Annotated in this window: 15 protein-coding genes; 9 read left to right on the forward strand and 6 right to left on the reverse strand. The window is 71.6% G+C overall.

Annotation, left to right across the window (positions count from 1 at the left end; genetic code table 11):
- Positions 1-125 precede the first annotated feature (125 nt).
- From ACFVWY_RS33255 to ACFVWY_RS33270, 4 genes are all read right to left on the reverse strand, one after another.
- On the reverse strand, positions 126-311 hold the full coding sequence (locus ACFVWY_RS33255; protein WP_389878646.1) for a hypothetical protein: 186 nt from the start codon (positions 309-311) through the stop codon (positions 126-128).
- Positions 312-435: 124 nt separating this feature from the next.
- On the reverse strand, positions 436-1272 hold the full coding sequence (locus ACFVWY_RS33260) for a helix-turn-helix domain-containing protein (RefSeq protein ID WP_389878647.1): 837 nt from the start codon (positions 1270-1272) through the stop codon (positions 436-438).
- On the reverse strand, positions 1265-1954 hold the full coding sequence (locus ACFVWY_RS33265; RefSeq protein WP_389878648.1) for an SDR family NAD(P)-dependent oxidoreductase: 690 nt from the start codon (positions 1952-1954) through the stop codon (positions 1265-1267). Before ACFVWY_RS33265 ends, ACFVWY_RS33260 begins: the two co-directional genes overlap by 8 nt.
- Positions 1947-2162, reverse strand: a complete 216-nt coding sequence (locus tag ACFVWY_RS33270; RefSeq protein WP_389878649.1) for a hypothetical protein — start codon at positions 2160-2162, stop codon at positions 1947-1949. Before ACFVWY_RS33270 ends, ACFVWY_RS33265 begins: the two co-directional genes overlap by 8 nt.
- Positions 2163-2453: 291 nt before the next feature.
- Between ACFVWY_RS33270 and ACFVWY_RS33275 the strand changes: the two genes are divergently transcribed.
- Positions 2454-3437, forward strand: a complete 984-nt coding sequence (locus ACFVWY_RS33275) for a LuxR C-terminal-related transcriptional regulator (protein WP_389878650.1) — start codon at positions 2454-2456, stop codon at positions 3435-3437.
- A gap of 945 nt (positions 3438-4382) precedes the next feature.
- A complete protein-coding gene (locus tag ACFVWY_RS33280) occupies positions 4383-5378 on the forward strand; it encodes a LuxR C-terminal-related transcriptional regulator (protein WP_389878651.1) in 996 nt (331 codons plus the stop codon).
- 84 nt (positions 5379-5462) lie between these two features.
- Here the strand turns inward: ACFVWY_RS33280 and ACFVWY_RS33285 are convergent, their stop codons facing one another.
- On the reverse strand, positions 5463-14318 hold the full coding sequence (locus tag ACFVWY_RS33285) for an amino acid adenylation domain-containing protein (RefSeq protein ID WP_389878652.1): 8856 nt from the start codon (positions 14316-14318) through the stop codon (positions 5463-5465).
- Positions 14319-14692: 374 nt separating this feature from the next.
- Between ACFVWY_RS33285 and ACFVWY_RS33290 the strand changes: the two genes are divergently transcribed.
- The 7 genes from ACFVWY_RS33290 (at position 14693) to ACFVWY_RS33320 (ending at position 21823) form a co-directional block, all read left to right on the forward strand.
- Positions 14693-15163, forward strand: coding sequence for a cobalamin-dependent protein (locus ACFVWY_RS33290; protein WP_389878653.1), 471 nt, complete (start codon positions 14693-14695; stop codon positions 15161-15163).
- The gene (locus tag ACFVWY_RS33295; protein WP_389878654.1) at positions 15150-16433 is read left to right on the forward strand and encodes a methylaspartate mutase; all 1284 of its coding nucleotides are present in this window, start codon (positions 15150-15152) and stop codon (positions 16431-16433) included. The genes ACFVWY_RS33290 and ACFVWY_RS33295 overlap by 14 nt, the downstream gene beginning before the upstream one ends.
- A gap of 85 nt (positions 16434-16518) precedes the next feature.
- On the forward strand, positions 16519-17532 hold the full coding sequence (locus ACFVWY_RS33300; protein ID WP_389878655.1) for an asparagine synthetase A: 1014 nt from the start codon (positions 16519-16521) through the stop codon (positions 17530-17532).
- Complete coding sequence (locus ACFVWY_RS33305) at positions 17529-18755, forward strand: glutamate synthase-related protein (RefSeq protein ID WP_389878656.1); 1227 nt, start codon at positions 17529-17531, stop codon at positions 18753-18755. The genes ACFVWY_RS33300 and ACFVWY_RS33305 overlap by 4 nt, the downstream gene beginning before the upstream one ends.
- Positions 18752-19699 carry a 2,3-diaminopropionate biosynthesis protein SbnA gene (gene sbnA, locus ACFVWY_RS33310; RefSeq protein ID WP_389878657.1) on the forward strand — a complete coding sequence of 316 codons (948 nt, stop codon included), beginning with the start codon at positions 18752-18754 and terminating at the stop codon, positions 19697-19699. The genes ACFVWY_RS33305 and sbnA overlap by 4 nt, the downstream gene beginning before the upstream one ends.
- Before the next feature lie 25 nt (positions 19700-19724).
- Positions 19725-20732: a 2,3-diaminopropionate biosynthesis protein SbnB gene (sbnB, locus tag ACFVWY_RS33315; RefSeq protein WP_389878658.1), complete on the forward strand. Its 1008-nt coding sequence runs from the start codon at positions 19725-19727 to the stop codon at positions 20730-20732.
- A 404-nt stretch (positions 20733-21136) separates the two neighbouring features.
- Entirely contained in the window at positions 21137-21823 is a 687-nt protein-coding gene (locus tag ACFVWY_RS33320; RefSeq protein WP_389878659.1) for a hypothetical protein, read from the forward strand.
- An 817-nt stretch (positions 21824-22640) separates the two neighbouring features.
- On the opposite strand, the gene ACFVWY_RS33325 is transcribed toward ACFVWY_RS33320, so the two are convergent.
- Positions 22641-24355: alpha/beta fold hydrolase (locus ACFVWY_RS33325; protein ID WP_389878660.1), on the reverse strand; the 1715-nt coding region annotated here is incomplete at its 5' end.

Below are 24355 nucleotides of genomic sequence, written 5' to 3' on the forward strand. Positions count from 1 at the left end.
CGCTTCCTGGTCCGGTGGTCCGGGCGAAAGGCCCTGGCGGTTCTGTCCCGGGAGGTGTGCTGCGCGTGCAGCAGGTCCGGTGCCGGACGGCACCCGTGGGAACCGTCCGGCACCGAGGGCGGAGATCAGGAGCAGCGCACCTCGGAGCAGCCCGAGCCGTCGCAGCAGTAGCCGCGGCAGGGACCGTAGTTGCACTCCATGCACTGCGGGAAGTACTTCCAGCCGCAGGCCGTGGTGGCCGCCGATGCCTCGGTGCCCGGCACCAGACGGGTGAGGAGCCGGCTTCCTATCGCTTCCAGCTTGCTGAACATCTTTCTCCTCCGAATGGTCTTCCGGGATTCTTCGGACGAGGAGTTTCCCGTCCGATGACTTTCCCGCTGACTCGATTCTCCTGGAAAGCTTGCGGCCCGGTCTTGTAAAAAATCGCCCCGTTGCTCAGCGGAGTGCGGCAGCCAAGTCCGGCCGGTCGGCGAGGAAACCGTACGATTGGCTGTTCTCGCCCTTTCTCGCGCAAGCGGTGAAACGGCGCGGGCTGAGGCCGGTCATCTTCCTGAATTCGCGGCTGAGGTGGGACTGATCGTGATAGCCGGCCTCTGCCGCCGCGTCGCAGACGAGCCAGCCCTCCAGGAGCAGCCGCACGGTGTACTGCAGGCGCATGATGCGGGCAACCACCTTGGGGGAAAGTCCTACCTGCTCACGGAAGCGTCGTTCCAGCTGCCGCTGACACCAGCCGACTTCGCGGGCGAGACCGGGCATGGGGGTGTCACCACGGCTGCGGGCCAGCCGCCACCACACCTGTTCCACCGGCTCCGCGTGTGCCGGGCCTTCGGACATCCACCGCGCCAGGACCCCGTCGAAGTGGCGGAACCGGGCCTGCCGGTCCGGTGCTTCCCGCAGCTCCCGGACCAGCGTGTCGACCCTGGGGCCGAGAACCTCGAAGGCGGGGACGACCGTGTTGGCCAGCCCGTCCATGGGGATTCCGAACAGGGTGTACGCGACCCAGGGGGCGAGGAACACCCCGATCCCGGTCAGTGCGTCGTCGTGGTCGTACACCAGGGCCCCGCTGTGCGAACCGGCCACGAAGGAAGTGAACCCGGCCGTGGGGCCTCGAACCGTGGCGCCGGTCAGGTGGATGCTTCCCGTGAAGGCGAGGCCCAGGGCCACGGCTCCCGTCGGCAGCAGGAGGCGCGGAGTGCTGTCGGCCCCCGCGTACGGGAGGTCGTGGTAGCCCCAGATACCGCCGCGCGGTCCGGCCCGGGAGGGGCTAACCATGGACCTGGACCGACTGACCGGTGATGCCGTGCGCGTCCGGGCGCAGGAGCAGCAGGATGGCCGCGGCGATGGCGTCAGCCCTCGCGTTCCGTCCGGGTACGACGGCGTTGACCGTCGTTCCGGCCGGTGGGAGGAGAGCGGACCAGCCCGCCACCAAGGAGCTGGTGCCGCCGGCGAGGACCGCCCCCGCGGGCCACCAGGCGCCCTGGCGGTGTGTGGGAGTGGTGAGCAGCACGATACGGGCGGGCCGGAGCGGGGCAGGCAGGGCGTGCAGGGCCGTCTGGCCCAGCCGGTACATCCCGGCCAGTTCGGGGTAGTGCGTCTCCCCCATGCCGAAACCGGTGGCCTCGGGCCCGGCCGGGCTGGAGGCGGTGGCCGCGGGTTCTGCGTCGGCGGCCGTCAGGCCCACCACCACATCGATACGGCCCAGGTCCGTGAGGACGTCCTCAACGGCCCTGTCCACACTGGCGCCTTCGGTCAGGTCGGCGACGTAGGGAAGGACAGGTGACTGTTCACCGGCGAGCGACTCGCCGTACAGCCGGGCGGTGTCCGTCGTGGACCCCGCCACGGCGGTCGTGAAGCCGTCGCTGACCAGCCGCTCGCACAGGATCCGCCCCACCGGGCTGTAGCCACCGACCACCAGCGCCACCTTGCGGGCCGGGCCGGACAGCGGCTCAAACACCGGCTGTGACGGGGGCTACCGGGGTGCCGGGGGCCGGTGTGGGCGCCGGCCAGGTGAAGTCCACCGTCGTCGTCCGGGTGACGTGCTCACGCGTGTCGTGCGGGCCGGAGCCGGGAGCGGAGGCCCTCTCGCCGAAGGACAGGCCGATGACCAGCACAGCGACCAGAGTGAGGCCACCGGTGGCGGTGCGGGTACGGAACGCTCTCATGAGTCCTCCTCGGAGTACCGGACCGGCAACGGTGGGGCACGGTGATGCCGGTTTCATCGAGAAGGGAGTCAAGCAGCGGGTGCCGGAGCCGGTAAGCCCATGTGTGCGGCATACAGATGCCATGCAGTTTCCTGTCAGCGGGGCGGCAGGACGGCGGGGCGACGAAGAGGCGGGGCGACGGAATGCGGACAAGGAAGGGAGTGTCCGATTCCTGGCAGGTGCTGGTCCGTGCCCTGTGGGAGCATGACCGCCCAGACGGAGCTGTTGGAGGCACGGGAAGGACGCGTCCACATGGCAGAGCCCTCGGCACTGAGCGCGGAGGACCTCGCCGTCTATCGCGCCATACTGCTTCACCGGCAGCACGACGTGGGACGCCTCGCGGAGAGGCTTTCCGTGTCCGAAGCCGAGGTCCGGGCCTCGGTGGAGAGGCTCGTGGGCTTCTCCATGCTGAGGCCCTCCTGGGAACACCCGGACACGGTCAGGGCGGTGAGCCCTCGGATCGGTCTGGAGCTGGTGCTCCAGCGTGAGCAGCAGGAACTGGCGTTACGGCAGGAACGCATCGGCCAGACGCGGGCGGCCCTGGACGCCCTGGCCGCGGAGTACTCCGCCTGCGAGGAGAGCGGCGGTTACGAGGGAAGCGAACTGCTGCTGGGCATCGACCGCATTCGCACGTATCTGGAGACACTCGCCAGCGAGTGCGCCGAGGAGGTCCTCTCCTTCCTCCCCGGCGGGACTCTTCCCACCGAGGCCATCGCGGCGGGTCAGCCGCTGAACGAGAAGGCCATGCTGCGCGGAGTCAGGTTCCGCAGTCTCTATCTGCAGAGCGTCACCAAGGACCGTGTGACGTACCGGTACGTGCGGCGGGCGCGGGAACTCGGCAGCGACGTCCGGCTGGCCCCCGCCCTCCCCATGCGCCTCCTCGTCGTCGACCGTGAGATCGCCGTCATCCCGGGCGATCTGGTGGCGGCGCGGGCCACCGCGCTGGTCATCCGCAGCGCTCCGGTGGTCCGCGCCCTGCTCGCACTCTTCGAGGCGCACTGGAAGGACGCCGAGCTGTTCGAGGAACCCCCTGGAAGACCGTTCGACGGGATCACTTCGCAGGAGCGGGAGCTGCTCCGTCTGCTGGCTGACGGTGAGAAGGACGAGGCCGTCGCCCGGCAGCTCGGCATCTCCGTGCGCACCGAGCGCCGGATGGTCGCCGAGATGCTCTCCCGGCTCGATGCGCGCAGCCGGTTCGAGCTGGGGGTCAAGGCCGCCCGGATGAACTGGGTCTGACCGGCCACTCCTCTTCCTGAGGCGCCCCTCGCGCCGACGGCCGGATTCAGGATGCCTTGAGGCCATGTCCCAGGGGCATCCGCGTCTCCCCCGCGGAGTCCGTCACGGCTCAGGAGCTGCTCACGGCTCTCGACGGGACCGGGTGGCACGGTCGGCGGAGTCGCGTGTGCGGCTGGAATCGGCCACGGAACCGAGAGCACAGGTGTGCCGCAGCTCCCGCATGGGGGACTGTCCCCCATATCCTCGGCTCCCTGGCCGGTGAGGCAGCGGGGTGCACGGAGCACGGCGGCGTCAGCGGAGGACCGGTCGCGGCCGCGGCGCCCGACGAGGCAGGTCAGCGCCGTACGTGGCTGACGGCGGGGCCGGGTACGTCCGGGCGACGGGGGTGCCCAGGTGGTGGGCTCGGCGGGCATGTGGGGGGCATACGCGACGTGCCCTGGGGGACACACGCGCCCCGGCCGCCGCTGCACGGCCCTGTCTGCCCGCTCACTTGTCGTGCGGGCCCGGGACCTGGCTGGTCACCCGGCTGCCGTGGACACCCGGAAGCCTGGCCGGCCGTCCGTTCACACCACATCGCACCGCTATGCCTGTGCGGCCTCCGCCTGGTCGCGTCCGCCGACGAGCACGGAAGGAAACGCTTCGGCAGCCTGTGAACAGGGCGCCGTGCGTGAAACGGTCCGATCCGGTGTGCTCCGGCCACGGGAGACCGGCCCACTGAGGCCCGGAAGCCATCCGCGAGAGCGTTCTCACCCGCTCCATGGGTGCGTGCCCCGAAGGAACTTGGGGGATCACCCCGCATCCGCCGTCGCTGCGGCAGCCGATCTACTGGTGTCCGGCCGACGGGTTCCCGCGGTGACGCCCCGCAGGGAGCGCCGCCGGTCCGCACTCAACTCATGTCCCACAGTCAACAGGTGCCGTACGACAAGACATACAGGAGCGCACGACATGCGGACCTCTCTGGATATCGACTCCGTCGCACGGAGTGTGTACATCTCGATGGTCGACCAGCCCAGCGCGGAAGTGGCCGAACTGGCCACGCAACTGGAGGAGACCGAGGAAACGGTCCGGGACGGGCTGGAGCGGCTGTCCGCCCTGCTGCTCATCGTTCCGGGGGACTCCGCCAGCGGCTGGCGGCCGGTCGATCCGGAGGTCGGGCTGGCCGCGATACTCACCCGGCAGCAGGACGAACTGGCCCGCCACCGGCTCCAGGTGGAGGGCAGCCGCCTGGAGGTGACGCGGCTGTTGTCGGAGCGCGGGCGCGGTGGCAGGCAGAGCGTTCCGGATGTCAAGTGGCTGGCTGGCGCGGACGCCGTGTGGCGGCACGTCACCTCTCTCGCCGATGAGTGCGCGAACGAATGGCTGACCGTCGGACCGGCCGAGCGGCCGGACTCGGCGGCCTTCGAGGCCGGCCATTCGCTGGACGAGATCCTGCGGCGACGCGGTACGCCCGCCCGTGCCATCGTGCTGGAGAGCGTGCGCAACGACCCCGAGGCTACGGAGCGCCTGCGCCGGAACGAGGAGTACGGCGGCGCCGTCCGCACCCTGCCGTCGCTGCCCGTGTGGATGATCGTCTCCGACCGCAGGCACGCTGTCGTGCCGGTCACCAGCGGCCCCAGCGTGGTCGGTGCGATGGCGTGCGGCGTCGAGTCGGTCACGGAAGCCTTCGCGACCCTGTTCGCCCGGCTGTGGAAGGAAGCCCTGCCGCTCGCGGAAGCACGCCCCCGTACGCGCGGCAACCTCTCCCTCCAGGAACAGCACGTGCTCCGGCTGTGGGCCCAAGGGCTCACGGACGCGGCGGCGGCCCGCCGGATGGACGTCTCCCTGCGCACGGTGCGCCGGCTCTCGGAGAAGCTGACCGACCGGTTCGGCGCCCAGAGCCGCTTCCAGCTCGGCGCCCTCGCGCTCGCCAGCGGTGGCATCCGCGCCGAGGACATGGCCTGAGCCGTCCCCCGGCGCACCGGGCCGTGAAGGGGCCGGACCTCGGCGACGAGGTCCGGCTCCTTCACGGTGTGGCCCCGGGTGCGGTCACCTGGACGGCGCGAACTGGGCTGTGATCGCCGCCATCATCAGGTCGGCGATGCCCTGGGCGAGTTTCGCCGGGGTGGGAGAGTCGAACACGGATCGCACCGGTACGTCGACCCGCAGCGCCTTCCGCAGCCGGGACGCCACCTGTGTGGCGAGCAGCGAATGCCCGCCCAGCTGGAAGAAGTTGTCGTGCACGCCGACGCGGTCGATGCCCAGCAGGTCCTCCCACACGGCGGTGACCGTCCGTTCGACGGCGTTGCGCGGCGCCGTGTACTCCTTCCCCAGATCCGGCCGCTGGTGGTCCGGCACCGGCAGGGCCGCCCGGTCCAGCTTGCCGTTGGCGGTGAGCGGGAGGCGCTCCAGCGTGACGAACACCGCCGGGATCATGTAGTCGGGCAGGAAGCGTCCCAGATGGGCGTGGAGCTCCGCGGTGCTCGGCGCGTCCGCTCCGGCGGCCACGAGATACGCCACGAGCCGTTTGTCGTCGGGTGTGTCCTCGCGGACGATCACACAGACCTCGCCGATGCCGGGGTGGGTCAGCAAGGTGGACTCGACCTCGCCGAGTTCGATGCGGTTGCCCCGGATCTTCACCTGGTTGTCGATCCGCCGCAGGAACTCGAGCTGCCCGTCCGCCCGCCACCGCACCAGGTCACCGGTGCGGTAGACCCGGGTGCTCACCCCTTCGGCCTCGTACGCGACGAACTTCTCCTCGGTCAGCTCCGGCCTGCCGCGGTAGCCGCGGGCCACCGGAACGCCTCCGACGAGGAGTTCCCCGGGCACCCCGACGGGCACCGGCCGGTCGTGCTGGTCCACCACGAACGTCAGGGTGTTGGCGATGGGCCGTCCGATCGGCGGGACCACCTCGCCGGGTTCGATCACCGTCGAGGTGACGATGACCGTGCTCTCGGTGGGTCCGTAGTTGTTGACCACGCGGAACGGCAGCCGTGCCCGCGGTGGCATCCGCAGCCGGTCGCCGCCGGTCAGCACGTAGTCGAGGGTGCTGTCCGACGTCCACGGCAGCGCCGCCAGGGCCTCAAGCATGGGTGTCGACAGGAACGTGGTGTAGATGCGCTGCTCGCACAGCCAGTCCCGCAGCAGATGCGGGGTGAGCCGGATGGTCTCGGTGGTGACGCAGCAGGTCGCGCCGCGGATCAGGCCGAGCCACAGCTCCCACGCCGCAGGGTCGAAACCGATCCCGGCCATCAGCGCGATCCGCTGCCCGGGTTCCAGCCCGTACTCACGCGCCGTCCAGTCCACCAGGTTGACCAGGCTGCGGTGCTCGACCTGCACACCCTTGGGGTGGCCGGTGGAACCGCTGGTGTAGATCAGGTAGGCAAGGCTGTCCGGTGCGGCGACCGCCCGGGGATCGGTGTCCGGCTCGTCGGCCAGCGTCGCGGTGTCCTCGTCGAGCAGCAGCAACGGTACGTCCGGGGGCAGCTGGCCGGTGTGCGCGGAGCCGGTGAGGACGACCGGGGTCTCGGTGTCCCGCACCATGTACGCCAGCCGCTCCGCCGGATAGTCCGGGTCCATCGGCACGTACGGCGCCCCCGCCTTCAGGACACCCAGCACAGCGGTGATCAGGTCGGGGCCGCGCTCCAGGCACACCGCGACCGGCGTGTCCGGCCGCACTCCGTACCGAGTGCGCAGGTGATGGGCGATCCGGTTGGCGCGCGCGTTCAGCTGACCGTAGGTCAGCGTGCCCTGCGGCCCTTCGACGGCCACCGTGTCCGGCTGCTGTGCGGCGCGTGCCTCGAACAGGCCGTGCACCGTGGCGGTGTCCGGGAAGGGGGCCGCGGTGCCGTTCCACTCGACCACCGTCCGCCGTCCCTCCTCGGCGGTGAGCAGGCACAGCCGGGACAGCCGTGCCGCGGGCTCAACGGCCACCTGCCCCAGCAGTGTGCCCAGGTGGCCGGCCAGCCGGGTGACCGTGTCGCGCTCGAAGAGGTCCGTCCGGTACTCCAGGGTGCCGCGCAGTCCGCCGCCCGCGTCCTCCGACATCATCAGGGTGAGGTCGAACTTGGCGTCCGGCAGCGTGACCGTGAACGGCTCCACGTCCAGCCCGGGAAGGCTCCAGCCGTGCTTGTCCGGCGTGTTCTGGAACACGAACATCGTCTGGAACAGCGGGTTGCGGGACGGGTCGCGGTCGGGGGCGAGTTCCTCCACGAGGCGCTCGAAGGGCAGGTCCTGGTGGTCGAAGGCACCGAGCGCGGTGTCCTTGACCCGGTCGAGGAGTTCGGTGAAGGCCGGGTCACCGGACAGGTCGGTGCGCAGGGCGAGCGTGTTGACGAAGAACCCGATCAGGTCCTCCGTCTCGGCGCGGTTGCGGCCCGCGACCGGGCTGCCGACGGTCACGTCGTCCTGGCGCGTGTACTTGACCAGCAGCACCTGGAAGGCGGCCAGCAGCACCATGTACAGACTCGCGGTGCCGCTTCTGGCCGCGTTCCTCAGCCCGGCGGCCACTGCCGCGCTCACCTCGAACGTCACGGTGTCGCCGCCTCCGGTCCGCCCCGGCGGACGGCGGTGGTCGGTGGGCAGTTCCAGAGGTTCCGCCCCGGCGAGCCGGTCCCGCCAGTACGCCAGTTGTTCCTCCAGCACGTCACTGGTGAGCTGCTGTCGCTGCCACACGGAGAAGTCCGCGTACTGCACCGGAAGTTCTGTCTCCTGGGACGGAACGCCGGTCGTCGCCGCCCGGTATCCTTCCCGCAGTTCGCGCGCCATGACCGGCTCCGACCAGCCGTCGCAGGCGATGTGGTGCACCGTCAGCAGCAGGTGCGCCTCCTCGTCGGCCAGCCGCACCAGGTGCGCGCGCAGCAGCGGTCCGGCCGCCAGGTCGAAGGGGCGGGCGGCCTCCGCGCGGGACAGGTTCCGGGCCGCCGCCAGGCGTTCCTCCTCGTCGGCGATGTGCCGCAGGTCGTGGAGCGCCGTGCGCACCGGCGCCGGGGGACCGACGACCTGCGTCGGCTCACCATCGTCGTCGGCGACGAACCTCGTCCGCAGGATCTCGTGCCGTGCCAGCATGCGGGTCAGCGCCGCGTCGAGGGCATCGGTGTCCAGCGCACCGCTCACGCGCAGCGCGAAGGGCACGACGTACTCCGCGCTCCCGGGTTCCAGCTGGTCGAGGAACCACAGCCGCTGCTGGGCGAAGCTCAGCGGCAGTGGTCCACCGGTCCGGTCGGCGGGCGTGATCCGCTGCGTACCGGCCTTCCCGGCGGCGGAGAGCTCCGCCACGGCCGAGGCCAGCCCGACGACGGTGGGTGCCGCGAACAGCTCCCGCACCGGCACCTCCACGCCCAGCACGTCCCGCAGCCGTGACGTCACCTGGGTGGCGAGCAGGGAGTGCCCGCCGAGCTCGAAGAAGTTGTCGTCCACGCCGGTGACCTCGGTGCCCAGTACCTGGGACCAGGCCTCCGCGATCGCGCGCTCGACCGGGGTACGAGGGGCCGGACCGCCCGCGCCGGACGCGCGGGGCTCGGGCGCGGGCAGCTCCCGTCGGTCCACCTTGCCGTTCGGGGTCAGCGGCAGCCGCTCCAGTGCGACGAACGCGGACGGCACCATGAAGTCGGGCAGTTCACGGCGCAGCCGCCCGCGCAGGGTCTCGCCGCGCACCGCGGCACCCGCCGCCGGGACGACGTACGCGACCAGCCGCCTGTCGCCGGGGGTGTCCTCGCGGACGACGACGGTGGCCGCGGAGACATCGGGGCCGGTCAGCAGCACCGCCTCGATCTCGCCGGGCTCGATGCGGTGCCCGCGCAGCTTCACCTGGTCGTCCAGCCGCCCCAGGAACTCCAGCTGTCCGTCGGCCAGCCAGCGCACCCGGTCCCCGGTGCGGTAGACGCGGCGTGGTGTGCCGTCGACGTCGGCGGTCACGAACCGCTCCGCCGTCTGGCCCGGCTGCCCCCGGTATCCGCGCGCCAGCCCGGCGCCGCCGACGAGCAGTTCGCCCGGCACCCCGGTCGGTACCGGACGGCCGTACCGGTCCACCACGTACACGAAGGTGCCGCGCACCGGGCGGCCGATCGGCGGCACGGCCGTGCCGTTGACGACCTCGGCCGAGGTCGCCACCACCGTCGACTCGGTCGGCCCGTAGTTGTTGACGACGCGGAAGGGCAGACTCAGCCCGGCGGGCAGGCGCAGTGCGTCACCGCCGGTCAGCACGTACTCCAGAGAGGTCGGCTCCGACCAGTCGAGGGCCGCGAGCGACTCCAGGACCGGCGTCGAGACGAAGGTGCCCGTGACCCGCCGCTCGCTCAGCCAGCGCTGGAGCAGCGCGGGCGTCAGCCGCACCGTGTCATCGGGTACGCACACGGTGGCACCCGTCGCCAGCGCGGGCCACAGCTCCCACGCCGCCGCGTCGAACCCGACCCCGGCCAGCAGCGCGACACGCCGTCCCGGAGCCGCGCCGAAGGTGTCGGCCGTCCAGCGGACCAGGCCGGCCAGGCTGCGGTGTTCGACCTCGACGCCCTTGGGCCGGCCGGTGGATCCGCTGGTGTAGATCACGTACGCCAGGTCGTCGAAGGACGCCTGAGGTTCCGGGTCGTGGGCCGGCAGGTCAGCGAGGGGCGGCCAGTCCCGGTCGGTGAGGAACCGGCCGGGCCCGGCGGGCAGCCGTGCGGACCGGGCGCTGTCGGTGACCACGAGCGCGGCCCGCGCGTCCGCGACCATGTAGGCGAGCCGGTCGGCGGGGTGCTCCGGATCCAGCGGCAGGTAGGCGGCGCCGGACTTGAGTACCGCGAGCAGTGCGGTGATCTGCTCGGGTCCGCGCTCCAGGCAGACCGCGACCGCGGCCCCGGGACCGGCTCCGCGGACGGTCAGGTGCCGGGCGAGCCGGTTGGCCCGCGCGTTCAGCTCCCGGTAGGTCAGCTCTCCGTCGGCCGAGACAACCGCCGTCGCGTCCGGCCGCAGGGCGGCGCACTCCTCGACGAGCCGGTGCACCGTCGCCCCGGCGCCGGTGTCCGCGGCGATCGCCGTCCCGCTCCACTCGGCCAGCACCCGGCGCCGCTCGCTGCCGGCCAGCACCTCCAGCTCGGACAGCCGGCGCTCCGGGCCGACGACCGCCGCGCGCAGCAGCGTGGTGAAGTGCCCGGCCAGCCGCTCGGCGGTGTCCGGTGCGAACAGGTCGAGGGCGAACACCAGATCGCCGTCGAGCGAGCCGTCGGGCCGCTCGGTGAGGATCAGGGTCAGGTCGAACTTGGCCTCTTCCTCGCGGACGGCGAACGGCTCCACCGTTGCTCCGGACAGCTGCCAGGCGTGGCTGTCGGGGGTGTTCTGGAGCGCGAACATCGTCTGGAACAGGGGGTTGCGGGACAGGTCCCGGTCGGGTGCGAGTTCCTCCACGAGGCGCTCGAAGGGGAGGTCCTGGTGGTCGAAGGCGCCGAGCGCGGTGTCCTTGACCCGGTCCAGGAGCTCGGTGAACGCCGGGTCACCGGACAGGTCGGTACGCAGGACGAGCGTGTTCACGAAGAACCCGATCAGGTCCTCCGTCTCGGCACGGTTGCGGCCCGCCACCGGGCTGCCCACCGCGATGTCGTCCTGACCGCTGTACTTCGCCATCAGCAGCTGGAACACCGCCAGCAGCGACATGAACAGGCTCGCCCCCTGCCCCGCTGCCAGCCGCCGGGCCGCGCCGGCCACGTCGGCGGGCACCGAGAAGGACACCGTGCCGCCCCGGCCCGACCGCTCGGCCGGCCGCCGGTGGTCGGTCGGCAGCTCCAGCGGCCGTACTCCGGCGAGCCGCTCCCGCCAGTACGCCGACTGCCCCGCCAGCGCCGGACCGTCCAGCACCTCGCGCTGCCAGCTCGCGAAGTCCGCGTACTGGAGGTCGAGGGGGGCCAGGGTGCACGGCTGGCCCGCCAGCGCCACGCGGTACAGCTCGCCCAGCTCTCTAGCCAGGATGCCCTCCGACCATCCGTCGGAGATGATGTGGTGCACCGTGAGCAGCAGCAGCCACTGCCTGTCGGCCACCCGCACCGCCATCGCCCGCAGCAGCGGCCCGGCGGCCAGGTCGAACGGCTGTCCCGCCGCCTCGCGCAGCATCTCGCGCGCGGCGTCGGCACCGAGGTGCCGGGCGTCGTGGAGGTCCACCGCCACCTCCCGCACCGCGTCGACGACCTGGAACGGACGCCCCGTGGCGTCCGCGAGGAACCGGGTCCGCAGGATCTCGTGCGAGGCGGCCAGGGCAGTCAGCGCGGCGCCGAACGCGTCCGGCGCGAAGTCCCCCTCGACCCGCAGTCCCACCGGGATCGCGTACTCGGCCCGGCCCGGAGCCAACTGATCGAGGAACCAGAGGCGTTGCTGTGCGAAGGACAGCGGCAGGGCGCCCGCCGACCGGTCGGCCCGCGGGATCGCGGCGCAGGTCCCCGGGTCCAGCGCGTCCACGGCCGCAGCCAGCAGCGCCGGGGTCGGCGCGTCGAACAGCGTCCGGTACGCCACGTCCACCCCGAGGTCCCGGCGAAGCCGGGAGGCGACCCGGGCGGCCAGCAGGGAGTGACCGCCGAGCTCGAAGAAATCGTCGTCCGCGCCGACCTCGCCGACGCCCAGCAACTCGGCCCAGATGGCGGCGACCGCCCGCTGCGTGGGTGTGCGCGGCGCGGCGAACGCGGCGGTCACGTCCGGGCGGTGGCCCTCGGGCGCGGGCAGTGACCGCCGGTCCACCTTGCCGTTCGGGGTGAGCGGCAGCCGCTCCAGCACCACGTAGCGGGCGGGGAGCATGTGCGCGGGCAGCTCCCGCGCCAGTGCCGCGCGCAGCCCGGCCACGGCCACGGCCGTGCCGTCGGCGGACACCAGGTACGCCACCAGCCGTTTGTCGCCCGGGACGTCCTCGCGGACCACGACCGTGGCCGCCGCTACGGCTGGCCGGGACAGCAGTGCGTTCTCGATCTCTCCGAGCTCCACCCGGTGCCCACGCAGCTTGACCTGGTCGTCGATACGGCCCAGGTAGACCAGTCGCCCGTCCGGCAGCCACTTCACCAGGTCGCCGGTGCGGTACACCCGTGCCTCGGGATCGGCCGAGAACGGGTGGGGTACGAACCGCCGCGCTGTCAGATCGTTCCGGCCGAGATAGCCGAGAGCCACGTTGACACCGCCGATGAGCAGCTCGCCGGGCACTCCCACCGGCTGGACCTCACCGTGCGCCCCGACCACGTACACCTCGGTGTTGTCGATCGCCCGGCCCATCGGCACGTGGTCCGCTTCCGGGTCCACCGACACGGCCCGGCTGACCACGTTCCCGACGGTCGCCTCGGTGGGCCCGTACTCGTTGACGATCGCGCTCTCCCCGGTGCCCAGGGCCAGCACCCGGTGCGCCAGCGCTGGTGTCAGGTCCTCGCCGCCCGCGACCACCGTGGCAATGCCGTGCCGGACGCCGTCCTGCTCCAGCCGGGCGGTCAGCAGCTCCAGATGCGAGGGCGTCGCCTTCAGGAAGCTGACCGGGACACCCGTCGCGATGATGTCCACGGCCGCGTCGAACACGCCGCGTCCGGGCTCCGGCCGCGGCACCACCAGGCACAGCCCCTGCACCAGCGGCAGGAACAGCGCGGTCACCGTCAGGTCGAAGGCCGCCGACGAGCACAGCAGCGACCCGATCCGCGCACCGGGCGCCGGAGGATAGTTCCGGTCGCACCAGTGCAGGTAGTTGACGACACCCCGGTGCCCGACCCGCACCCCCTTGGGGAGGCCCGTCGAGCCCGAGGTGTAGATGACGTACGCCACGTCGTCAGGTCCCGCGGCGGCGACGGGGACGGTGCCGGTGCCGGTCGGCCACTCCCGGTCGGCCAGCAGCAGCGCGGTGCCCGGCGTGAACAGGTCCGCGTGCGCGGACTGCGTCACCACCACCGGGGCGGCACTGTCCTCGACCATGTAGCGCAGCCGCTCGGCCGGGTAGACCGGGTCCAACGGCACGTAGGCGGCACCCGACTTGAGCACGCCGAGCAGCGCGCACACCAGGTCCGGTCCGTGGTCCAGGCACACCGCGACCAGGGCGCCGGGGCCTACGCCCCGCTCCGCCAGGTGCCTCGCCAGCCCCTCGGACCGCTCGTCCAGTTCCCGGTAGGTCAGCTGCTGCCCACCGTGCTCCAGGGCCACCGCGTCGGGCTGGAGCGCGGCCCGCTCCCCCACCAGCTGGTGCACGGTCGCGGTGTCCGGAAACGCGGACCGCGTCCCGTTCCACTCGGTCAGGATCCGGTGGCGTTCCGGCTCCGTCAGCATCTCCAGCGCGCTGAGCGGATTCCCGGGCGTGTGGGCGGCGGAACGCGCGAGCGTCGCGAGGTGCCCCGCCATCCGCTCCGCCGTGGCCCGTTCGAACAGATCGGTCCGGTAGCCGAGGACGCCGCTCAGTCCCCCGCCGTCCGCGACGACTTCCAGCGTGACGTGCGCGTCCGGCGGGAATGCCGCGGTCTCCCCGCCGCCCGTGCGCCACGCGAACCACGCCGCCGCCATCGTGCCGTCGGCCGCGTCCGCCGTCAGCGCGGGCGGTACCGGCCCGCGGGCGACGGCGTCCGCCATGCCCCGCGCGACGTGCGCCAGGGCCTCGGTGAACGCCGGGTCACCGACCGGGCCCCGCACCACGGCCGCCGGCTCCGTGTCCCGCGTGCCGTCCGCCGGCACCGCCACCGGGACGTCGCCCCGGCCCGCGTGCCGCGCGAGCAGCGTGTGGAACAGCGTCAGCATGACCGCGGGCAGCTCCACGCCCCGGTCGCGGGCCAGGGCGGCCAGCGCGTCGGCGGTGCGGGCGGGCACGTCGAACGGGATCTGGTCCGCGAGGCCCGGTCCGTCGTCCGAGGGCCGGTGGTCCGACGGCAGTTCCAGCGGCTCCAGGCCCTCCAGTGCGTGCCGCCACTCCCCCAGCTGGTGATCAGCCACCGTTCACTCCCCATCATCAGGACATCGTCAGCGCTACAAGAGGTTCACGGGCGGCACGCCGTACGGCGCGCGGCGAGGGCAGGGCGGAGGCCTCCGGGCGGGCCGGGGACCGTGCCGCCGACACGACCGCGGCCGTCGGCGCCGAATGTCCGCGACGAGCAGGCTAGGGCGCGGGGACGAGCGACCCCAGTGGACACAAATGACGCCCCTCGGGATGGTCACAACTGCCCAGTGCCGCCCACGATCACCACTGGCCACCATGGACGGCGTCATGAGCGCACAGCCCGGACGCCCCCATGGAGGGCGATTTCACGGGTACCCGGCCCGATCGCAGCGGTCGCGGCCCCATCGGTGTCGAGAGGAAAAGCCCGGTCGTGTACCCGCATCGCCAGCCCCCGGACAGCCCGCGCCACGCAGTCCTGACCACCATCGCCTCGGACTCACACACCTGGAACCTGCTCTTCCTGCAACTCCTGCTCGAGGAACAGGGCTGGGAGGTCACCAATCTCGGCGCGTGCGTCCCGGTCGACGTCCTGATCGAGGAGGCCACGGCCCGCACGCCCGGTCTCATCGTCGTCAGCACGGTCAACGGACACGGAGCCGAGGAGGCCGCGGGCCTGGCCCGCGCGGTCCGCGCCGTACCGGCGCTGGTCAGGGTGCCGCTCGTCGTCGGAGGCAAGCTGGACACCTCGGGCACCCTCGCCCCGGACGTCCACGCCTCGCTCACCGAGGCCGGCTTCGACGCCGTCCTGACCGGCGCGAACGCCATCCCCGGACTGCTCGCCCTGCTCGACACCCTGCCCGAGCACCGGCACGGAAGGCCCCAGGTCGATGCCGTCCGCTGAACCCGCCCCCTCCGGCGGCTCCTTCCACCGCTTCGTCGCCGACGCCGCCCGCACCGGCCGCCTCGTCGTACAGCCCCGTATGGGCTTCGCCGACCCCGCCCGGATGCGCACCGGCCTGATCGCCACCCGTGCCGCCGACGCCACCACCGTCGGCACGCTCACCCTGGACAGCTTCACCCGCGTCGGCGATCACGCCGCCGCTGCCCGCGCCGTCGCCCAGGGCCACCACCTCAACGGCTATCCGCTGGTCAGCATGCCCCTGGAGACCACCACCGGTCTCCTCGACGGCGTCCACGGCCCCGCATTCCCCGTCCAGGTACGGCACGGCTCCGCGCAGCCCGGCCGGATCGTCGAAGCCCTCATCGCCGCCGGACTCGACGCCACCGAGGGCGGGCCCGTCTCCTACTGCCTGCCCTACGGCCGCACCCCGCTGGCCACCTCGGTCCACGCCTGGGCCGAAGCGTGCCGCACGCTCGCCGCCCTGCGCGAGACCGGCACCGAACCGCACCTGGAGACCTTCGGCGGCTGCATGCTGGGCCAGCTCTGTCCGCCCTCCCTGCTCGTCGCCCTCTCCGTCCTGGAAGCCATGTTCTTCCGCCAGCACGGTCTGCGCAGCGTCTCCCTCAGCTACACCCAGCAGACCAGCCGCGAACAGGACGAGGAGGCCGTCCACGCGCTGCGCGCCCTCGCCGCCGACCATCTCCCGGACACCTCCTGGCATGTGGTCGTCTACGCGTACATGGGCGTCTACCCGGAGACCTGGGACGGCGCGCTGCGGCTCGGGGCGGACGCCGCACGGCTCGCCGTGCGCACCGGCGCCGCCCGGCTCATCGTCAAGACACCGGCGGAGTCGGCCCGTATCCCCTCCGTCGAGGAGAACGTCATCGCGCTGGAAGCCGCCGCCGCTGCCGCCCGCACCACGCGACCGGCCGCTCCGCCGCCGTCCACCGGCGTCGAGGCGGAGGCCCGCTCCCTCGTCGAGGCCGTCCTGCATCTGCACGACGACCTCGGCCAGGCGCTGATCCGTGCCTTCGCCCACGGATACCTCGACGTCCCCTTCTGTCTGCACCCCGACAACGCGGGGCGCACCCGCAGCTTCATCTCCGACCACGGCCGCCTGGAGTGGTCCCGCACCGGGTCGCTCCCGCTCGGCCGGCCGACCGCCGCACAGCCGTCCCGGCGGCTGACCTCGTCCGGACTGCTGAAAGCGCTCAACCACGTCAAGGACCGCTACGACGACCCCGCCGCCCGCCTCGACAGGGCCAGCTGATCCGAGCGGCCCTCGTCCCGGCGCCCCTCCGCCACCGGTGGCTGGTGCCCCCGAACCGGCAATGACAGGACAGGACACGACAGACATGACACTCCAGACAGACCTCCCGTCGGCACCCGAGGCCGTCGCACTGCCCTCACCGCTGGAACACCTGCGCGACCCGCGCACTCACGCGGCCTTGCGGATCCAGCAGGCGCTCATGGCCGGTGCCCGTTCCTTCCTGCGCTCCGACGGCGCCGTGGAGATGGCCCACCCCGTCATCGGCCCCGTCACCGACCCGGGCTCGCGCGGTGCCAAGCAGGTCGACGTCGACTACTACGGCCACCGCTACAAGCTGATGACCAGTGCCATCCTCTACAAGCAGGCGTCGCTGCTGGCCTTCGACCGCATCTTCCTCATCACGCCCAACGTCCGCCTCGAACCCGTCGAGACCAGCAGCACCCGCCGCCACCTCACCGAGTTCCGGCAGATCGACGTCGAGTACGCGGGGGCCACCCGGGACGACGCCATGGGCATCGCCGAGCGGCTGGTCCGCCACGCCGTGACCGCCGTCGTCGACGAGTGCGGCGACGACCTCGCCGTCCTCGGCCGCGACCCCGACGCCCTGCGCCGCCGCGTGGCCGGGCCGTTCGCCCGCGTGCCGCACGGCGAGGTCGTGGACGGCCTGCACCGCGACGGGTACCCGCAGGCCGCCGGCACCGAGATCGAGTGGGAAGCCGAGGAGCGCATCTCCCGCCAGGCCGACGCCCCGTTCTTCATCGTCGGCTACCCCAAGGGCTCCCGCGGCTTCTACGACAAGGAGAGCGCCGACGAGCCGGGCACCCTGCTCAACTTCGACCTCATCGCACCCGAGGGCTGCGGCGAACTGTGCAGCGGCAGCGAACGCGAGTACGACTACGCGGCCCTGGTCACCCGGATGCGCGAAACCGGCGAGAACCCCTCCAAGTACGCCTGGTACCTCGATGTCGCGCGGCACGGGATCCCCAGCAGCGCCGGATTCGGCATCGGCCTGGAGCGCCTGACCCGCTGGGTCACCGGCCTGGACTCCGTCTGGCGGACCACAGCCTTCCCGAAGATCGCGGGGGTCGTGTCGCCGTGACCCAGCTGGCTGCACCCGGCCTGCCCGAGGAATCCGTCCGTGTCCGGGCCCGCGACGGCGCCGCCGCCGTCTTCCCGCCCCTGAACAGCTACGGCACCGTCGTCTTCGGCGCCGACCTCGAATCCACCGGCGACGAGATCGACGGACTGCGCCTGGCCCCGCCCGTCTTCATGCCGGGCCGCCTGGCCAAGCTCATCGACCTCGGCCGTGAACCCCTCTACTCCGACGTCCGTCTCGACACCGCCCTCGGCGGCTTCACCTCCCCGCTGCCGGTCTACCTGTCGGCGCTCGGCTCCACCCGCGTCACCGGCACCGGCCTCGCCCTCAGCCGCCAGGCCGGACGGCTCGGCATCCCCATGGTCATCGGCGAGAACGTCGCCCCCATGAACGGCTTCCGCTCCAGCGGCGACGACCACCGCAAGGGCCTGCTGGAACGCGTCCAGGCGTACTGCGAGGAACTCCCCGACGGCGTGGGCGGCATCTGCGTCCAGCAGAGCACCGAGGACGCCGACTCCGAGGTCTGGAACCATGTCTACAGCGACCCCGCCGTCACCGGCCTCCTGACCACCGGCCGCCTCGGCTTCGAACTCAAGGTCGGCCAGGGCGCCAAGCCCGGCCTCGGCGGCCTCACCATGATCAGCGAAACGGTCGCGGCCGATCTCGCCGGACAGTACGCCGTCGAACGGCTGGGCCCCCACTCCTCCTCGGTCCTGCGCTGCGCGAGTCCGGGCACCTTCACCGACGAGATCTTCCGTCGGCAGATCCAGCTCATGCGCAACAACTACCCGCGCGCCCGCTGCTGGGTGAAGCTCTTCCCCGGCCGCGACATCGGCCAGGCCGCCGCCATCGCCTGGGACGCCGGCGCCGACGCCGTGGCCGTCGACGGTGCCGAGGGCGGCACCGGCTGGGCACCGACCGGCTTCCTCGGCCACGTCGGACTGCCCCTCGCCGAATGCCTGCGCCGCGTCGACCCCGCCGGCCACACTCTCCTCGCCAGCGGACGGGTCTGGGACGGCATCCGCGCCGTGAAGCTGCTCGCCCTCGGCGCCCGCGCCGTCGGCCTCGGCCGCGCCGCGCTGATCGCCGTCGACGAGGACCCCGAGTACGGCCTTGAGCGCCTGCTGGACGCCATGGCACTGGAACTGCGAATGGCCGTCAGCGCGCTGGGCCGCTACGCGGCGGAGGAGACCGGCCCCGAAGACCTCTGGGAGCCCAGGTCATGATCTACGAGCACACCTACGAGCTGGTCACCGACGACCTCTTCGTCCTGCTGCCCCGGGTGGTACCCGGCTCCGACCTCTTCCTGAAGATCGAGGGCCTCAACCCGGCCGGCTCCGTCAAGCTGAAGACCGCGCTGAGCCTCATCGAGGACGCCGAGCACCGTGGTGTCCTCAGGCCGGGTGCCCGCGTCATCGAGTCCTCGTCCGGAAACCTCGGCATCGCCCTCAGCTCCATCTGCGCCACCAAGGGCTACCGCTTCACCTGCGTCGTCGACCCGAACACCAACGCCGCCAGCATCGATCACATGCGCGCCCTGGGCGCCGAGGTGGTCGTCGTCGACACCGTCGACGCCAACGGCGGCTTCCTCCAGTCCCGCATCGCCCACATCCGGCGCCACATCGAGGCGGACCCAACGGTGGTCTGGCTCAATCAGTACGCCAACCCGGCCAACCCGCGCGCCCACTACGAACAGACCGCGCGCACCCTGCTGAAGACGGTCCAGCATCTCGACTACCTGTTCATCGGTGTCGGCTCCACCGGCACGTTCGTCGGCTGCGCGCAGCACCTGCGCGAGTTCTCGCCGCACACCCGGATCATCGCCGTAGACGCCCTCGGCTCCGTCATCTTCGGCGCCGCACCCGGCCCGCGGCGCATCCCCGGACTGGGCGCCAGCCGCATCCCCGAACTGTTCGAACCCAGCCTCGCCGACGACGTCGTACTGGTCGCCGAGGAGGACGCCATACGTGAGTGCCGGCTGCTCGCCCGCACCCACGGCCTGCTCACCGGAGGCTCCACCGGCTCGGTCCTGGCCGCCGTCCGCCGCCGCGCCGACACCATCCCAGCCGGCTCCCGCATCGCCGCGATCTCTCCCGACCTCGGCGAGCGCTACCTCGGCACGGTCTACAACAACGACTGGGTCGAGCGGAACTTCGGCATCCTCACCTGATCCCGCCCTCGAAAGGCAACCACCGATGTCGACCTTCCATGTGATCGACGGCTCCGTCGCCCAGGATGTCATCGGCTCCGCGCCGTCGGACGTCCTGGACCTCGTGCGGGAGACCTATCTCCAGCACAGCCGCGGTGCCACCGTGAACCCCAACAGCCACTTCCTGCGCTTCCCGCACGATCCCGGCGCCCGGATCATCGCCCTGCCCGCCCACCTCGGCGGCGACACACCGGTCTCCGGCCTCAAGTGGATCGCCAGCTACCCGCAGAACGTGAGCCAGAACCTGCCGCGCGCCTCCGCCGTGCTCCTGCTGAACGACGCCGAGACCGGCTACCCGTTCGCCTGCCTGGAGGCGTCCGGCATCAGCGCCGCCCGCACCGCGGCGTCCGCCGCGCTCGCCGCGGAGACCCTCGCCGACGGCGACAGCCCGAAGACCGTGCTCTTCGTCGGCGCCGGTGTCATCGGCCGGACCGTCTCCGACTTCCTCGCGGCACGCGGCACCAACGTCCGTGAATGCCTGGTACACGACCACGTCGACGCGTACGCCGAGACCTTCGCCTCCTACACCGCCGACACGCACGGCTGGCAGGCCCGCGCCGTGACACAGATCGACGCGGCCCTGGCCACCGCCGACCTGGTCGTGCTCGCCACCACCGCGTCGGCGCCCTGGCTGTCGGACCAGCAGACCCTCCTGCCGGGCCAGCTCATCCTGAACCTCTCCCTGCGCGACATCCATCCCACCGTCATGATCAAGTGCCACAACGTCCTGGACGACATCGACCACTGCCTCACCGCGCAGACCTCGCCCCATCTGACGGAGATGGAGTACGGCACGCGCGACTTCATCAACGGCACGCTGGCCGACGTGCTGCGCGGCGAGGTCTCCCTGACCCACGACCGCCCCACCGTCTTCTCCCCGTTCGGCCTCGGCGTCCTCGACCTGGCCGTCGGCCACCACATCTACCGGACTGCCCTGCGCACCGGCCGCGCCACCGAAATCCCGGGATTCTTCCCCGAGTTGAAGCGCTGGTGAACCAGGCGGCACCGGCCGCGACCTCCGGCGCCCCGGTCTCAGGCTCCCACCGCACACACGGTGGGGCCACGAGACCGGGGCGCCGGTCTGTGTGCCGAGCGGGGCAGAGAGAGAGGGAGTGCGGACTGGACGCAGACGTCATCGCCCGAGGGGCCCGGGTCGGCGCCCGGCAGGGAGACCTCGAGGTTCCGACGACGAGGAACGCTTCCCCGCCGCGGGCCGCTGCCGCCAAGGCGCCAAGATCAATCTCGTTGATACTGGCCGTTCCGAAAATCCCCAGGCCGTAGATGTGCCCCATACTCAGGGAATAGCAGAGGGCCGGACGACTGGAGACACCTTTGCGGGACAGTTCTTCCGATGGATTCTTCACGAGGCTGGCACACCAGACGCATCCGGTGGACCTGATGTGCCTCTATCTGCTCCATGGTTCGGTCGAACACGTCCCTGGCCTGCTGGCCGATCGGGAGTTCCTGTCATTCGCCTACCTCACACGTCAGCACGTCCGAGCCAGCCGGTGGAACCATGACGACACGGACACGTTCTCGCTGTACGTCAAGAGGAAGGTCCGCGGGCGGCTGTACGGCTTGGAGTTCAGAATCTATTTCATCGCCGGCGAGCCCTTCGGTGACGCGGTGATTCCATTCGGCGCCACGGTCGACCTGCCCCGGCTTATGCACCACTTTCGTGCGCACTACGCCTCAGGGGGAGTTCGGGGCGACTGGGACTTCGACGTGTACACCCACGCGCGCGACCTTCGCGAGAGCGTCGTACTGTTCGGCAACCGGCGCGAGGTCTGGTTCCAGGTCAACCGCGGCCCGGTCACAGTCGGCCAGAGCACGTTGATTCCCCGGAGCCGGAGCCGACTGACAGCCACCCGTTTGCAGGGGAACCAGTTCGGAACGAACACCCCCGTACTGGACGCGGGAAGTGCCCTGTTCCCTGACCACCATGCCCTCATCACGAGCACTTCGGCCGAGGCGCGGGCGTACCGGCGATATGTGGCCCGGCTCCGCAATCCTCTTCCCTTACGGGTGGGACGGCCAGTCCGCCCGGCGTTCGGGACCAGGATGGCGCCGCGCTCTACGAGCTGACTGATGACACGTCACGCGACCGGACGACTGACACCACTCGGCTGCGCCCGCTCCTCGGCCGCCCGGGAGTCCTCCGGCGCACCGCCCGACCACCTCAGCGGCGCCGGGAGTCACCCGCGTCTTCTCGGAGAAGGTCTCCACCCGCGCCCCAACGTCCCGAGCTGGAGGCCGCCGTGACGCTCGCCGGGGAGAACGGGTCTCCGGCATGGCCGTCTCCCTCGTCGTCCACGAGCGCACGCGACTCAGCCCCGGCATCGAACTCACCCTGACCGCCGGGGAGCTCAAGGCGAGCGGCGTCGTCCCGGAGTTTCCGCACCGGGAGCGATGGGCTCGCACCGCCCCGTCCGGCATCGTGTGCACCGTGCTGGCGGCCATGCCCGGGATGGTGCGTGAGGACCATCCGCGGCCACACCCCCGAAGCCACGAGTCCGCCCGCAAGCGCGGCAGAACCATCGGCGGCGCGGACGGAGCCACCAGCGCTTCCATGCTGTCCATGGCCCACCATCTGAGCGGCAAGGAGGTGAGCCTGCGCGGCGTCGCCGAGCGGCTTGTCATCGCCACCGGCACGTACGAGGGCGAGCACCCTTCGCCCCGCCACCGTCACGCAGACGCGCACGCTGCGCAAGCAGGACGATCAGACAGCCGCTTGCTCCATGGAATCCATGCTCTGACCTGCGGCTCAGCCCGTGGCGTTGCACTTTCGGCAAGACTGCCGGGGCCCCACGCACATGACGAGGGGCCCACCACGTTTCCTGGGTTCCAGTGGTGGGCCCCTCGTCGGCTCTGTCGCCTCCCGTGCTCCAGCGGCGAGCTACGGTCAGACCTGCAGCAACGCCCCTTTCCGGGAGGTGGCGTCGGCCGTCGCCGATTCCTTCAACACGGACAGCACGGCATTGAGCTGCTCGGCGCCCCTGACCATCTCCTGGTGGCGTCCCGGCATCGCCCGCTGGGCCAGACCTGCCGGGTACAGCCCGCGCCAGTGGGCGAGGTACTGGGCTTCCGGTACTTCGTCGCCGCTGCCGTCGCGCACGGTGTCGCTGACGAACAGCGTCGCCCTGGCTGCCGAGCGGCCGGGCCGGTAGGCGGCGAGCGAGCGCACCTCGGCCTCCAGCACCGCGAAGGGAAGCCACTCGTCGAGCGTGACCAGGCTCTCGTCGAGGTTCATCTCCGGGGCCAGACGCCGCAGCTCCCGCTCCGTCGCGGCCCGTTCGGCGCCGCGCTCGTTCTGGCCCCGGCGCCACAGCTCGTTCACCCGGTGGTACACCTCGGCGTGCCGCTGGAAGCGGTCCCGCTGACCGTCGCCGGTCACCGCCGGCTCCAGCAGATACAGACCGGCCACCTCCTCCGGGGCCTGCGCACCCATCGCGTGTGCTATCACCGCGCCGGTCGACCATCCGAGGATGGCGCACGGGCCCGCGGGCCGCACGCGGCGGATCTCCCGCCAGTACCGGTCCGCGATCGACTCGATCCCGACGAGCGGCACCTCATCCGCGTTCAGTCCCGGCGCCTGGACGCCGTACACGGTGAACCTGCCCTTCAGGCATTGCGCGAGAGCCCGGTACGGGTGAGTGCTGCCGCCGCCCGGATGCACACAGAAGAGGACGGGCAGCTCCGGGTCCGCCACGGACGACAGGAGCACGACCAGCCCGGCCGACGCCGACTGCGGGACGTCCAGCTCGGCCGCCAGCTGGGCGACCGTCGGGTGCCGCACGAACTGCTGGAGGGAGACGCCCAGTCCGGCTTCCCGCAGCCGGGAGACCACGCGCACCGAACTGATCGACTGTCCGCCCAGGTCGAAGAAGTTGTCGTGGATGCCGACGGTGTCGATGCCGAGGACGTCGGACCACACACCGGCGATGGTCTCTTCCGTCGAGTTCCGGGGGGCGGTGTAGGTGGTGGCGAGTTCGGGACGGTGGTGGTCCGGTGCGGGGAGTGCCTTGGTGTCGACCTTCCCGTTGGGGGTCAGCGGCAGCTGGCTGAGAGGGACGTAGGTGCTGGGAACCATGTAGTCGGGAAGCTGCCGCTTCAGATGAGCACGCAGTTCGTGCGTGGCGGGGCTGTGTCCCGCCGTGGGCACGACGTAGGCGACCAGGCGCTTGTCCCCGGGGGTGTCTTCGCGGGTGGTGACGGTGGTGGCGTGGACATGGGGGTGGGTACCGAGAGCGGCCTCGATCTCTCCGAGCTCGATCCGGTAGCCCCGCAGCTTGACCTGGTTGTCGATCCGGCCGATGAACTCAAGCGTGCCGTCAGCCCGCCACTTGACCAGATCCCCCGTGTGATACGTACGCGGATCAGGAAACGGCGGAGAAAGAGGATTGGGAGTGAAACGCTGCTCCGTCAGATCAGGCCGGTTGTGATAATTCCGGGCCAGACAGATCCCGCCCAGCAGCGCATGCCCCGGAACACCGACAGGAGCAGGCTGATTATGATGATCGACAACATACGCGGTCGTATTCGTGATCGGCCGCCCCAGCGTCGTCGTCCCCCCATGCGGATCAGGCACCGTCGTCAGGCTCATCACATTCGCCACGG

It is taken from the genome of Streptomyces sp. NPDC058195 (genome assembly GCF_042883525.1).
Classification (GTDB): domain Bacteria; phylum Actinomycetota; class Actinomycetes; order Streptomycetales; family Streptomycetaceae; genus Streptomyces.

Coding starts and splice junctions, on each gene's coding strand:
- ACFVWY_RS33320 (WP_389878659.1), top strand. CDS start 21,137: ATGTGCCTCTATCTGCTCCATGGTTCGGTCGAACACGTCCCTGGCCTG.
- ACFVWY_RS33255 (WP_389878646.1), bottom strand. CDS start 311: ATGTTCAGCAAGCTGGAAGCGATAGGAAGCCGGCTCCTCACCCGTCTG.
- sbnB (WP_389878658.1), top strand. CDS start 19,725: ATGTCGACCTTCCATGTGATCGACGGCTCCGTCGCCCAGGATGTCATC.
- ACFVWY_RS33260 (WP_389878647.1), bottom strand. CDS start 1,272: ATGGTTAGCCCCTCCCGGGCCGGACCGCGCGGCGGTATCTGGGGCTAC.
- ACFVWY_RS33280 (WP_389878651.1), top strand. CDS start 4,383: ATGCGGACCTCTCTGGATATCGACTCCGTCGCACGGAGTGTGTACATC.
- sbnA (WP_389878657.1), top strand. CDS start 18,752: ATGATCTACGAGCACACCTACGAGCTGGTCACCGACGACCTCTTCGTC.
- ACFVWY_RS33300 (WP_389878655.1), top strand. CDS start 16,519: ATGACACTCCAGACAGACCTCCCGTCGGCACCCGAGGCCGTCGCACTG.
- ACFVWY_RS33270 (WP_389878649.1), bottom strand. CDS start 2,162: ATGAGAGCGTTCCGTACCCGCACCGCCACCGGTGGCCTCACTCTGGTC.
- ACFVWY_RS33275 (WP_389878650.1), top strand. CDS start 2,454: ATGGCAGAGCCCTCGGCACTGAGCGCGGAGGACCTCGCCGTCTATCGC.
- ACFVWY_RS33295 (WP_389878654.1), top strand. CDS start 15,150: ATGCCGTCCGCTGAACCCGCCCCCTCCGGCGGCTCCTTCCACCGCTTC.